Source organism: Bacillus sp. UMB0893, from assembly GCF_002858905.1.
GTDB lineage: Bacteria > Bacillota > Bacilli > Bacillales > Bacillaceae > Bacillus_P.
On the sequence record NZ_PKLB01000001.1, the window covers coordinates 608,884 to 621,982 of the forward strand.

The window sequence follows — 13,099 nt, forward strand, 5'->3', positions numbered from 1 at the left end:
AAATCTTATAGAAGGGAGGGATAAGAATGTCGAAAATTTTAGAACTTCAGTTTTTAAATGCAGAAGGCAAACAAGTAAAGATCAATATTGATTCTCCAAAAGAACCACTTGCAGAGAGCGAGATTTCTAGTGCAATGGATATGATTTTATCCTCTAATGCATTTACATCTGCCGGGGGTGATTTCATCAGCAAAAAAGGTGCAAGAGTGGTTGAAAGAAATGTGACGGATCTTACAATCGGATAATGACGAAAAGGCCAGATCTCAGGTATGGTGAGATCTGGCCTTTAAACACTGAACAGATACTTTATTTGAAAAAAGAAGAAAAGAAACTCTAATAAAAAGGCTAACTGCGACGAACCAACAATCTATTCGAACACAGCTTTCATAATCAAGAAACATAAAAATTGGATAAGGAGGAATTATAAAATGGAGCAGTGGATCCAATTTGTGAGTGAAGTCGGTTTTCCAATTATGGTTACCTTATATTTGCTGCACAGAATTGAAAGCAAGCTGGACACGTTGAATTCTTCGATTCAAATGCTGCCTAAGCAATGGAATGAGTAAAGGTTTGTATTCATTGGTTCTAACTCACTTTTTTAGAAATTCTAAACTGATTTGAATGGGGAATTGAAAACATTGGACGTCTATCAAGATTTGAAAAAAGGAGAACGCGGTGCTTGGCTGAGCATCGCGGCTTACATAATTCTCGCAGCTTCTAAGCTGACGATCGGCTATCTGTATTCTTCCCAAGCCTTACTTGCAGATGGATTAAATAATGGAACAGATGTAATTGCATCTGCAGCCGTTTTAATTGGACTCAGAATTTCGCAAAAACCGCCTGACCATGATCATCATTATGGCCATTTTAAAGCAGAAGCTATTGCTGCGCTAGTTGCTTCATTTATTATTATGTCAGTGGGAATTCAGGTTTTGTTTGAAGGATTCAAATCGATTGCGGAGCCGAAAACGGAATCACCCCATGTAATCACGGCCTGGGCTGCCATTATCAGTGCAAGTATTATGTATGGAGTGTATCGCTACAATAAAGCTCTTGCTAAGAAAATAAATTCCAAAGCATTGATTGCGGCTGCTCATGACAATCGTTCAGATGCCCTAGTCAGTGTCGGGGCATTTGCAGGCATAATCGCTTCTCAGTTTGGTCTTGCCTGGTTTGATACAATTACAGCCATAACAATTGGATTTATTATTTGTAAAACTGCCTGGGATATTTTTAAAGAGACTGCACATTCGTTAACAGACGGTTTTGATGAACAAAAGCTGCTCGACTATAAACAAACAGTTGAAACAACTCCAGGTGTAGATCGCCTTAAAGACATTAAAGCGAGATATCTTGGCAGCAGTGTTCTTGTCGATGTCGTAATAGAGATTCATGCAAATTTAAATGTATCCGAAAGTCATGAAATAACGGATGAAGTAGAGAAAAGAATGGAGAAGGAACATCGGATTTCCCATGTACACGTTCACATAGAACCATCTTAGCAAGAAAAGCGGAACCGACTTAGTCAGGAACATGATAATTTAACAGAAAAAGAGTAAGGCTCTCAGCGAATGAGAGCCTTTTAGCATGCTTAAAGAAAACCTCCTTTATCTCGACAGAATCATACAAAGGGGATAAGCAGGTGCTGGCGAATACGTTATATATGAACAATAAAGGAGGATGAAATATGCCTGAGAAAGAAAAGGTCATAAAAATAAAAGGGTTGAGCGATGAGATCGTTCGAAAAGTTTTACATGATGGGTATACTCCAGATGCATCCTCATTAAAAAATGTGGTTGAACTGCTTTCACGATCTGTTTACGACTTATCAGAAATGTATTTAAATGATCAATGCAATCATGAGGAAACACTAAAGGGTACATTGGCAAAAATGAAAATAGCCTGTAATTCAATAGAGAATAACCAAAAGAATCCTGCAAAATACATGTAGAACACTATACGTGTTCTTTTTTTTATGTAAAAAATGGTATAAACAGTCAAGAAAGAAACGGCTTGTTATTAGGAGAATTGAACCAAAATACAAACGTATGTTCCTGTTTTGTTCGATAGATGATATAATGGACATGCAGCTCAATCTTTTATGGATCAGTGAGAACCCCTGGGAAAGGGGGGATGACAATTGACAATCTTTGAAAGTTTAGTTGTAATGGTTTCTTTTGCTACATTAGTTGTGGCAGTGCTGAGTTTCGGGCAAAAAAAATAGACCTCGAGGCATGAGGTCATCAAACACAATTTCTCAAGCAGCTGATCCATTGTTTGACTGCTCTGGCTGTAGATGTTGCACCATCTGCAGCTTTACGAAAATAGTATACCATAAAATGAAAAGCAAATCCTTTTCATACATGGGAAATTAATTAAAAACAATGAACTTATCCAAACCATTATGAGATACAAAACTCTTTGTTAAACACCCAAAAACAAAAAGACGGTTAAACAACCGTCTTTTTCAGCTTACTTTATGTAAACCTTATCTTTGTTTTTTATTTGCTTGTTTCTGATTCATCTCTTGAGCAAATTCAGTATCAGCCTGTTGGTTTTGCTGGGATTGATTTTGCTGCTGCTGTCTTTGCTGTTGCTGAGAACCATTATTTTGGTTGTTCTTATTCATCATTCATTCCTCCTTTTCGACAAATTCTCTTACGTTGCATAGTTTGCATCAAACGATGAAATTTTAAACATACGTTTTTTATTTTTTAAAGAAAATGAAGATTTCCCTTTAATATTTCAAAAATTGTTCGATATAAGAGATAAGGGGGGAATTTGTTTGTTTGACATGAATGCAGATCTTTTAATAGTTGTTTTCGTTCTTATACTGTCAGTCATCAGCTATCAATTGACACCTATATTTACAACTATTTATATCAGAAAAGCGATTCTGCACCCTCAATCGATCATATTGCTGCTATTAAGCATGGCTCTTGGATTATTGTTTTGGCTGACACACACACTTGCTATCCTATCCATTCATCTGCCAATTTCATTAAACCAGCCTATCTTTTACTTTCTGATAAATTATATCCTTTGCTGCTTAGTAGCATACTTTTCTATAAAAACAAGCAGCATTCAATCGATGACCTTAATGTCTTATTTTGCCACAGGGTTTGGCATGTCAATTGGTATCATTTTGATTGATTTCATCGGCTATGCCATTTTATTTCATGATGCGATAGAAATTAAGCCTTTATTGGTCCTTTTCGCTTTTTTCCTTTCAGTAACCTTCTCTTTTTCAGCACTTAGATTATTGCTTATCGCTCTGGAAGATGGATTGTTAAACCATCGCAGGGCAAGAGTTTATCGTACAGCCGGTAGCATCATCGGAGGGATTTCCTTAGCTGGCATTCCATATACAGTCATGACTTCTGTACTTGATTTTCAGTTCATCGATGGACTTGGCTATCAATATCTCTATCCATTTCTTTTTGTAGTTTCATTAAATATGATTCTCGCATTTATCCCGGATTTGTACAGTCAAACAATGATCATTGAACAATCCGAGAAGATCACTGAAAATGAAGAGCGTTTCAGGTCATTATTTCATCACAGCCCTGATGGAGTAATATCGACTGATCTGAATGGTACAATTACATCTGTCAACAAAGTGGCAAAAGAGCTGACACAGCTGGAAGAAAACGAACTGATCGGACTTAGTTTTTTAACATTATTAAATGACTCTGAACATAAAAAAGCTTTGATTTATTTTGCTGAAATCGTAAAAGGGGAATTCAGTGAAAATGAGTTATCGGTAGCGATCAGGAGAAAACATGGAGAGACACGAGATGTTTTGATAACGGCAGTCAGACAAATGGTTAATCATCGTGTTGAAGGTATTTACGGAGTTGTTAAAGATATTACTGAAAGTAAAAAAGCCCAGGATCGCATTAACTATTTGGCTTTTCATGATGAGCTGACTGGAATTTCAAACCGGCGCTTTTTTGTTCAAAAGCTATCAGAGCTAAAAGCCCAAAAAAAGCCATTTACAATTATGAATCTAGATTTTGACCGTTTTAAACGGCTGAATGATTTGTTTGGGCATGCTTTCGGGGATCTTGTTTTAGTCAAAATTGCTGAACGGCTGTCAGCGATTCTTCCTGAGAATTCAATCCTTTCCAGGCTGGGAGGGGATGAATTCAGCATTATTTTGCTTAATGAAAAAATTCATATCGCGAGTGAAATTGCAAATGATATCGTACACCATTTCAGATTTCCAATGAAAATCCGAGAGAATGATTGTCTCGTAACAACAAGCATAGGGATTGCAAACTACCCGCTGCATAGTCAGGATGAAGAAATGCTGATGAAATATGCAGATATTGCCATGTATGATGTGAAGATGAATGGATCTAATAGTTTTGGAATTTATAAACCTGAAATGAATGACAAGCTAATTGAAAAAATCAATTTGGAAAATGAATTGCGAAAAGCCATTCAATATCAGGAGTTAACGGTATATTTTCAGCCGAAATTCAAAGAGAATCTTTCTACAGTTATTGGTGCAGAGGCATTGGTCAGATGGAAACATCATGAATTTGGCTTTATTTCTCCAGCCGTATTTATTCCAATTGCAGAAGAGAGCGGTTTGATCTTTGAATTAGAACGATTCGTTTTATCTGTGGTAGCCAGACAGGTTCGAGCTTGGGAAGAAGAAAAATTACATTTTGGCAGAATTTCGATTAATATATCCCACCTTCACTTGTATCAAGAGGATCTCGTTAAGACGATTGACGATATTTTAACGACTTATCAGATACGTGCATCAAGTCTTGAAATTGAAATAACAGAGACCGCTATGATGGATAATGAACGGGAAGCCAACATGAAATTATCAAAACTGAGAACAATGGGCATTGAGATCAGCATGGATGATTTCGGAACCGGCTATAGCTCGCTCAGCTATTTGCATAAATTGAGCATTGACCGTTTAAAAATAGATCAGTCTTTTATCAGGGATATGGAGCAGCACAATGATAACGAAGCGATTGTCTCGATGATCATTTCAATGGCCAACCATCTTAATTTAAAAGTAATAGCTGAGGGAGTAGAAACGAAAATCCAAAAGGAATTGCTCGCAAAGCTTGGATGTCTTGAATTTCAGGGTTATTTAGGCGGTAAGCCAATCCCTGCAGAAGAATTTACGGAGATGTATCTAACAGGAAATCACGTGTCTAATTGACAGAACTTTAATGATAAGCAGAGTTTGTATTGTAAATAAATAAAAAGGGCGATATCCGCCCTTTTAAGCTTTTTTCTGAAGGTGACTGAAGTTAATCTCCAGCACCTTTTTTATGGCATCGTGTACAGATGATGCAACATAGGATGCTTCTTTTTTTACATCAGGATGTGCTTCTTCCATCGCAAAGCTGTGAGGAGTCATGTTGAACATTGGAATATCATTAAATGAATCACCAATACAAGCAACCTCGTCTGATTGAATGTTAAGATGTTCAATCAACATCATTAATGCATTTCCCTTGCTGATGTTTTTGGGCATAATGTCGAGGCACTGTTTATCAGATATGTATGTTTCTATTGTATCAGGGTGCTTGTCAATTAGTTTTTGCTGTAATTCAGCAAGGGCTTCGTATTCGCCTAGAACAGAAATTTTAGAAGCATTTACTGATTGTCCTAAAGAACTAATTAAGTCGATGTTCTCTACTATAGGTGAAAACATGCGTGATTCAATGCTTTTGATGATTTCATCACGTCGTTCGGTATAATTTTTGCTGTAATCCGCAATGATTGTGATAAAGTCTGTGGAGCGGACTTGTTCATAGACTTCCCTTGCAATTACGTCTTCAAATGTTAACGCATGAAGTGATTCATCATTGTTTGTATTGATAAATGCACCATTTTGGCTGATGCGGTGATAGCGTTCACCAACCATATTTAAGATCTCTCCAATTTCTATATCCATTCTTCCGGATGCTAAACATACATCAATTCTGTTTTCCTTAAGCTGTTTTAGAGCAAGAATATCCTGTTCTGAAACTTGTTTTTCCATGTTCAGCAAAGTTCCATCAAGATCACTTACAAATAGTTTTATCATTCCTGCATTCCTCCTTGATGAATGTTGCAATTAAACGTTGTATCCAATTATTATTCCTGACTTCTCTAATTATAGGGATAGAATCAGAGAGGTGCAATCATGAACATGGTTTTATATTAAGGATGTGTTCGCAACGTTTGTTGTTTATCGTATAAAGTCTGTCAGTAGCGTGTCTGGGATGCACTATATACGATTAAAAAGCAACGATGTTTAAGAAAAGGACTAAATAAAACTAGACTCCGTCATCATAGGACGAAGCCTGAATTTTAATGAAATTTTTGCTATTATTGAATGCCAAGTGCCTGAACAAGGTTTTTTGGATTATAGGTAACTTCAAAAAACAAAGGTTTATTTTCGTCTGTGAATAATATCAATCTGGTCGGTTCCTCTTTACTGTAAATAATCATTGCTTCAGATACTATTCCTTCAAACCATTTGTTTTTCACTTTCAATGAAGTTTGTGGCTGAACTAAGATCAAGTATCCTTTTTTAGGTAAAGGATTAACCTTTACAGTTATCCCTTTCATCGATTTAATCGCAGCTGTTAATTCATTTGTAAAGAAAGCTGTAGAAGGGACCGTTTTTATCACATCACCAGTTTCTACATCTATGACTTTGACTTCTTTTGTTTGTGCTTTCCCTTCATATACAGGGAGGATCAGCAAGATGATAAAAAAACTCAACAATATTTTTTTTATATTCATTTTGAACACCTCACTGTTACTCTTCCCAATACTTCTGTATTCAGCTCTGGTATAAATTTCATCCTTATATGAATAGGATAGTTTCCAAAAAATGAGCCTATGCTAATAAATAATCATCTTAAAGCGGAGGTGTTCTTTTGAAAGAAGTACTAATCGTACTTATGGCTGTTATTTGTTTGACTGGGTGTAAACAGCAAGATCAAACTTCCCCTAGAATCTTTTTAATACCTCATGGATACATCGGCTGGGTTACTGTTCATAATGATAAGGAAGCAGAGTCAAAGAGTGAATATACAGTAGACGAAAAAGGACATGCCACTGTGAATGAAAAGGATGTTCATGATGGCTGGGCCACGTATAAATATTTTTATATCAATGATAATGGCGACCGAACAGAAATTTCACAGGAAAAGATGATTCATGGAGCATCAAGCGGAAATGATTCTGCAGAAGATGGGGATGCGCATTTCTTTGTTGGTGATAGAAAGCAGTTTGAAAACACGGAATATTTACCTGAGGACAAATGAATCTTAAACTTGTAATTATGGTTCTGCCATGCCTGAGCTAAACGGACTTTCCGCTTTTCTATTGTCCAGCTCCACCGCCCAGCTCCTTTGTCAGAACGGCTCTGCCAGTAAAGTCAAAACCGGACTTTTCTGTCAGATCCTTTTCTGCCATGCCTGAGCTAAACGGACGGTTCCGCTTTTCTATTGTCCAGCTCCACCGCCCAGCTCCTCGGTCAGAACGGCTCTGCCAGTAAAGTCAAAACCGGACTTTTCTGTCAGATCCTTTTCTGCCTGTCCGAGCTAAACGGACGGTTCCGCTTTTCTATTGTCCAGCTCCACCGCCCAGCTCCTCGGTCAGAACGGCTCTGCCAGTAAAGTCAAAACCGGACTTTTCTGTCAGATCCTTTTCTGCCTGTCCGAGCTAAACGGACGGTTCCGCTTTTCTGCTTATTCTACATGTTTTGACAAAATTCGTTGACGTTTATACACATTATTATGTACCATATGAATCATTGAGAGATAAAAGGAGCTGAGGATTTCGTGGAGGAGTCCTTTATTATAAAAAAGGTTTTAAATAATAATGTGCTCATAGCAGAACACAATACATTTGAAGAAGTTGTACTGATTGGCAAAGGAATAGGATTTGGCAAAAAGCGCGGGGATACAATGGAAGAAAATTCTTATGAAAAAATGTTTGTGCTCACAAATGAAAAAGAGCAGGAACAGTTTAAGATGCTCCTTCCATTTGTTGATGAAGATATGATTGCGGTTGTCAGTGATATTATTCATTTCATCGCAGATCGTGTAAAACTTCCTTTAAATGAGCATATTCATATTGCTTTAATTGATCATATTACGTTTGCTATCAAGCGTTTGCAAAAAGGGATGGACATTAAAAATCCATTTCTTGTTGAGACAAAAACGCTTTATCCGAATGAATATTCAATTGCCGAAGAAGTTATTCATATGATTAATGATCGTCTGGAAGTTCAGCTGCCTGAAGGAGAAATCGGCTTTATAGCCTTACATATCCACAGTGCTGTTACGAATAAGCCCTTATCAGACGTGAACCAGTTTTCCCAGCTGATTAATCAATTGGTAGGCGTCATTGAAGACTCGATGAAAATAAAAGTGAATCATGAAAGTGTCAATTATCTGCGCCTAGTCCGTCACTTGAGGTATACCATTGAAAGGGTTCTTTCAGGTGAAACAGTAGAAGAACCGGAAAAGTTTACTTTATTGTTGAAAAAAGAATATCCGCTATGCTACAATACATCTTGGAAAATGATAAAAGTAATGCAGCAATTTTTGAAAAAACCAGTCTATGAAGCTGAGGCTGTTTATCTTACATTGCACTTATACCGTTTAACAAACAAAACTTAATGAGTAAAGTACCTTACGTGTTACTGATTCGATCAGGCATGAGTGAACAAGTACGTGTTATAACCGGCAACTTTAGGGGAATATACCCTTAGTGCGCGGTCGTCCTTGTTGCACCATGCTTTTTTTGTTGTCGTTTTTCGGTTTGAAATGTAAACGCTTGTAATTTGCTTTCATGTTTTTTTTGCTTGCTGCTGACACAAACTATTTTACAAGGAGGTCATACACATGTTTAAAAATTTATTTGGAGTACTCCAAAAAATTGGTAAAGCTCTCATGCTTCCAGTAGCTATTCTTCCTGCTGCAGGTATTTTGCTTGCATTCGGTAATGCTATGCAAAATCCTGAGCTTACAGCTAAATTACCGTTTTTAACAAATGATATTATTCAATTAGTTGCAAAAGTGATGGAATCCTCAGGGGACATTGTTTTTGCAAATTTGCCGCTCCTATTTGCTGTAGGTGTAGCGATTGGCCTTGCTAACGGAGATGGAGTTGCAGGACTTGCAGCGATCATCGGTTACTTAATTATGAATGCAACAATGAGTGCTGTGCTGCTTCAAACAGGGAAAATTCCGAGCGATGCTGTAGAGCTTGCTCAATTCTTCCAGCAGCTTCATCCTGAATATGCGAGAGTCCTTGGAATGCCGACCTTGCAGACCGGAGTTTTTGGAGGTATTATCGTCGGGGTTCTCGGGGCATACATGTACAATAAATTCTTTAAAATTGAATTGCCCCAATACTTAGGTTTCTTTGCAGGAAAGCGTTTCGTTCCAATTATGACGGCTGTTTCTGCAGTAGTATTAGGTTTAATCATGCTGTTTATCTGGCCGCCGGTTCAAAACGGATTAAATGCCTTCTCGACAGGGCTGCTTGAATCTAATAAAACATTAGCAGCATTCATATTCGGTTTAATTGAACGTTCATTAATTCCTTTTGGTCTTCATCATATTTTCTACTCTCCTTTCTGGTACGAGTTTGGGAACTATACAACTCAGGCTGGGGAAATTGTGCGCGGAGATCAGAGGATCTTCATGGCTCAGATTAAAGACGGCGCTGAATTAACGGCAGGTACGTTCATGACAGGTAAATTCCCATTCATGATGTTCGGTCTACCGGCTGCTGCACTTGCGATCTACCATGAGGCTAAACCTGAAAACAAAAAGTTTGTAGCAGGTATTATGGGTTCTGCTGCTCTAACATCATTCTTAACGGGGATTACAGAGCCGCTTGAATTCTCATTCTTATTCGTAGCACCAATTCTATTTGCGATCCATGCTGTTTTTGCAGGTCTTTCTTTCATGACGATGCAATTGCTTGATGTAAAAATCGGAATGACTTTCTCTGGCGGGGTCATTGACTACTTCCTGTTCGGTATCCTTCCAAACAGAACAGACTGGTGGCTTGTTATTCCCGTAGGTTTAGTATTCTCACTAATTTATTACTTCGGTTTCCGCTTTGCGATCCGCAAGTTCAACCTTAAAACACCTGGACGCGAGGATGCTGAGGCAGAAACAGAAGATAATAAAGCAGGCGAAAGTGCTGGAGATCTTCCATACAACATTCTTAAATCTTTAGGCGGAAGTGAAAATATCAAGCATCTTGATGCATGTATCACTCGTTTGCGTGTAACAGTTAATGATGTGAAAGCAGTCGATAAAAACCGCTTAAAACGTTTAGGAGCAGCCGGGGTCCTTGAAGTTGGAAACAACATTCAGGCAATCTACGGTCCTAAATCGGATAACTTGAAAACGCAAATACAAGATGTGATGTCAGGCAGAACACCTCGCCCGGCTAAACCTGTTTCAGCTGAAAAAGAAGTACAGGAGCAAGTTGAGGACGTTGTTGCAGGACCTCTTAAAAACGAAGTAAGTGAATTTTCATTTGTTTCTCCTTTAACAGGTGATATTCATCCAATCACTGAAGTGCCTGATCAAGTTTTCTCAGGAAAAATGATGGGTGATGGATTTGCGATTACTCCAGTTGATGGCACAATTGTTTCTCCAGTAAATGGAAAAATATTAAACGTCTTCCCTACAAAGCATGCAATTGGGCTTGAATCTGAAAATGGCACTGAGATTTTGATTCATGTTGGAATTGATACAGTTAATTTGAAAGGTGAAGGCTTTGAAGCATTTGTTCAAGAGGGTGACATCGTCACAAAAGGTCAAAAATTGCTTGAAGTAAACGTTGACTTTGTAAAACAACATGCTCCATCAATTATGACGCCGATTATCTTCACGAATTTGAATGAAGGTGAATCAGTAACGATTAAAGCATCCGGCACAGTGAAAGCTGGAGAAGAACACATTATTTCAATCGAAAAATAAAAGGTTTACAAGTCAATCACTTGTCATTCATGTGATGCGGCTGTTATGATATGATATTGTGTACAAGTTTATTTAAATAAGAAGGAGATTGATTAATTATGGCAGAAAAAACATTTAAAGTAACAGCAGAATCAGGAATTCATGCACGTCCAGCAACGGTGCTTGTTCAAACAGCAAGCAAATTTGATGCAGATGTGAACTTAGCATATAACGGCAAAACAGTTAACTTAAAATCAATCATGGGTGTTATGTCTTTAGGTATTGCTAAAGATTCAGAAATCACGATTTCTGCAGCTGGTTCAGACGAGAATGACGCAATCGCAGCTCTTGAAGATACAATGAAAAAAGAAGGTTTAGGCGAATAATGCTCGAACTAAAAGGGATTGGAGCTTCAGCTGGGATCGCGATTGCAAAGGCCTACCGCTTAGAAGAACCAGATCTTACAGTATCAAAAAAAGAAGTTGCAGACAAAACTGCTGAAACACTTCGTTTTGATGAAGCCATCCAGAAGTCAAAGCTTGAGCTTAATAAAATAAAAGAACATGCGCTGAGAGAATTAGGCGCAGACAAAGCTGAAATTTTTGAAGCCCATATCCTAGTGTTAAGTGATCCTGAATTGCTGAATCCAGTCAAAGATAAAATCAGCAGTGAAGCAGTAAATGCTGAATTTGCAATGAAAGAAACAGCTGATATGTTTGTAAGTATGTTTGAGTCTATGGACAATGAATATATGAAAGAGCGTGCAGCGGATATCCGTGACGTAACAAAACGTGTCATTGGACATTTGCTTGGCGTTGAGATTCCTAACCCGAGCATGATTTCTGAAGAAGTAATCATCGTTGCAGAAGATTTAACACCTTCTGACACAGCACAGCTGAACCGTCAGTATGTTTTAGGTTTTACAACTGATATCGGCGGCAGAACTTCACATTCAGCTATCATGGCACGTTCAATGGAAATCCCTGCTGTAGTAGGAACGAAAACAGCTACATCTGACATTAAAAATGGCGACATCGTCATCGTTGATGGAATTGATGGAGATGTTATTGTAAATCCTTCTGAGGATGTTATTGCAGGCTTTGAAAAGAAAAAAGCTCAATACGAATTGCAAAAAGCGGAATGGGCGAAGCTTGTTAATGAAGAAACAGTAACGAAAGACGGTCAGCACGTTGAGCTTGCAGCAAATATCGGCACGCCTGACGATGTTCGCGGCGTTCTTGAGAACGGCGGAGAAGCAGTAGGTCTATACCGTACAGAATTCCTATACATGGGCCGCGACCAGCTTCCAACAGAAGAAGAGCAGTTCGAAGCATACAAAGCTGTGCTTGAGCGCATGGAAGGCAAGCCAGTTGTTGTCCGCACCCTTGACATTGGCGGAGACAAAGAGCTTCCTTACTTGAATCTTCCGAAAGAAATGAATCCATTCCTTGGTTTCCGTGCGATTCGTCTATGCTTGGAGGAACAGGATATTTTCCGCACTCAATTGCGTGCATTGCTTCGTGCAAGCACATTCGGCAACTTGAAGGTGATGTTCCCGATGATCGCTGTAGTGGACGAATTCAGACAAGCAAAAGCCATTCTTTTAGAAGAAAAGCAAAAGCTAGTTGGTGAAGGTGTGCAAGTTTCAGAAAACATTGAAATTGGAATGATGGTTGAAATTCCTTCAACTGCTGTTCTTGCAGATCAATTTGCTAAAGATGTTGACTTCTTCAGCATCGGAACAAATGACCTGATTCAATATACAATGGCTGCTGACCGTATGAACGAGCGTGTTTCATATTTGTATCAGCCTTATAATCCTGCCATTCTACGTCTTGTGACGCTAGTCATTGAAGCAGCTCACAAAGAAGGCAAATGGGTAGGAATGTGCGGAGAGATGGCTGGGGATCCGCTTGCGATTCCAATTCTTCTTGGCCTTGGCCTTGATGAGTTTTCAATGAGCGCAACTTCAATTCTCCCAGCACGCTCACTTATAAAAAATCTTTCAAAAGAAGAAGCAGCAAGCTTTAAAGAAGAAATTCTATCAATGAGCACAACAGAAGAAGTCGTTCAGTTTGTTCAAAAAAAGTTTAATTTATAATAAAAAAAGGATTCGCAGATGCGGATCCTTTTTTCAT

The 13,099-nt window shown here is 38.3% G+C and carries 14 protein-coding genes; 11 read left to right on the plus strand and 3 right to left on the minus strand.

Annotated features, from left to right (window positions below; genetic code table 11):
• Positions 1-26: 26 nt before the first annotated feature.
• The 5 genes from CYJ36_RS03115 to CYJ36_RS24740 all read left to right on the plus strand — a co-directional run bounded on the left by CYJ36_RS03115 (position 27) and on the right by CYJ36_RS24740 (position 2,224).
• Positions 27-245, plus strand: a complete 219-nt coding sequence (locus tag CYJ36_RS03115; RefSeq protein ID WP_101564685.1) for a DUF2922 domain-containing protein — start codon at positions 27-29, stop codon at positions 243-245.
• Positions 246-428: 183 nt separating this feature from the next.
• Positions 429-566 (plus strand): YvrJ family protein, encoded by a 138-nt coding sequence (locus CYJ36_RS03120; protein WP_101564687.1) that lies wholly within the window; start codon positions 429-431, stop codon positions 564-566.
• Between the two features lie 72 nt (positions 567-638).
• Positions 639-1,502, plus strand: coding sequence for a cation diffusion facilitator family transporter (locus CYJ36_RS03125; RefSeq protein WP_101564689.1), 864 nt, complete (start codon positions 639-641; stop codon positions 1,500-1,502).
• Positions 1,503-1,687: 185 nt separating this feature from the next.
• The gene (locus CYJ36_RS03130; protein WP_101564691.1) at positions 1,688-1,951 is read left to right on the plus strand and encodes a hypothetical protein; all 264 of its coding nucleotides are present in this window, start codon (positions 1,688-1,690) and stop codon (positions 1,949-1,951) included.
• 189 nt (positions 1,952-2,140) lie between these two features.
• On the plus strand, positions 2,141-2,224 hold the full coding sequence (locus tag CYJ36_RS24740) for a putative holin-like toxin (protein WP_219621068.1): 84 nt from the start codon (positions 2,141-2,143) through the stop codon (positions 2,222-2,224).
• Between the two features lie 264 nt (positions 2,225-2,488).
• Here the strand turns inward: CYJ36_RS24740 and CYJ36_RS23515 are convergent, their stop codons facing one another.
• Positions 2,489-2,629, minus strand: coding sequence for a hypothetical protein (locus tag CYJ36_RS23515; protein WP_180850038.1), 141 nt, complete (start codon positions 2,627-2,629; stop codon positions 2,489-2,491).
• Between the two features lie 165 nt (positions 2,630-2,794).
• Between CYJ36_RS23515 and CYJ36_RS03135 the strand changes: the two genes are divergently transcribed.
• The gene (locus CYJ36_RS03135; protein ID WP_257962401.1) at positions 2,795-5,191 is read left to right on the plus strand and encodes a putative bifunctional diguanylate cyclase/phosphodiesterase; all 2,397 of its coding nucleotides are present in this window, start codon (positions 2,795-2,797) and stop codon (positions 5,189-5,191) included.
• A gap of 63 nt (positions 5,192-5,254) precedes the next feature.
• On the opposite strand, the gene CYJ36_RS03140 is transcribed toward CYJ36_RS03135, so the two are convergent.
• Together CYJ36_RS03140 and CYJ36_RS03145 are read right to left on the minus strand one after the other, a co-directional pair.
• Entirely contained in the window at positions 5,255-6,064 is an 810-nt protein-coding gene (locus CYJ36_RS03140) for a Cof-type HAD-IIB family hydrolase (protein ID WP_101564695.1), read from the minus strand.
• 284 nt (positions 6,065-6,348) lie between these two features.
• Positions 6,349-6,768, minus strand: a complete 420-nt coding sequence (locus tag CYJ36_RS03145) for a hypothetical protein (protein ID WP_101564697.1) — start codon at positions 6,766-6,768, stop codon at positions 6,349-6,351.
• 137 nt (positions 6,769-6,905) lie between these two features.
• Here CYJ36_RS03145 and CYJ36_RS03150 point away from each other — a divergent pair, with 137 nt between their 5' ends.
• From CYJ36_RS03150 to ptsP, 5 genes are all read left to right on the plus strand, one after another.
• The gene (locus CYJ36_RS03150; protein WP_101564699.1) at positions 6,906-7,295 is read left to right on the plus strand and encodes a DUF6843 domain-containing protein; all 390 of its coding nucleotides are present in this window, start codon (positions 6,906-6,908) and stop codon (positions 7,293-7,295) included.
• A 519-nt stretch (positions 7,296-7,814) separates the two neighbouring features.
• Positions 7,815-8,657 carry a glucose PTS transporter transcription antiterminator GlcT gene (gene glcT, locus CYJ36_RS03155; protein ID WP_101564701.1) on the plus strand — a complete coding sequence of 281 codons (843 nt, stop codon included), beginning with the start codon at positions 7,815-7,817 and terminating at the stop codon, positions 8,655-8,657.
• Positions 8,658-8,882: 225 nt separating this feature from the next.
• Positions 8,883-10,982: a glucose-specific PTS transporter subunit IIBC gene (gene ptsG / locus CYJ36_RS03160; RefSeq protein ID WP_101564703.1), complete on the plus strand. Its 2,100-nt coding sequence runs from the start codon at positions 8,883-8,885 to the stop codon at positions 10,980-10,982.
• Positions 10,983-11,080: 98 nt separating this feature from the next.
• Entirely contained in the window at positions 11,081-11,347 is a 267-nt protein-coding gene (locus tag CYJ36_RS03165; RefSeq protein WP_101564705.1) for a phosphocarrier protein HPr, read from the plus strand.
• On the plus strand, positions 11,347-13,062 hold the full coding sequence (ptsP, locus tag CYJ36_RS03170) for a phosphoenolpyruvate--protein phosphotransferase (protein WP_101564707.1): 1,716 nt from the start codon (positions 11,347-11,349) through the stop codon (positions 13,060-13,062). Before CYJ36_RS03165 ends, ptsP begins: the two co-directional genes overlap by 1 nt.
• Positions 13,063-13,099: the final 37 nt, after the last annotated feature.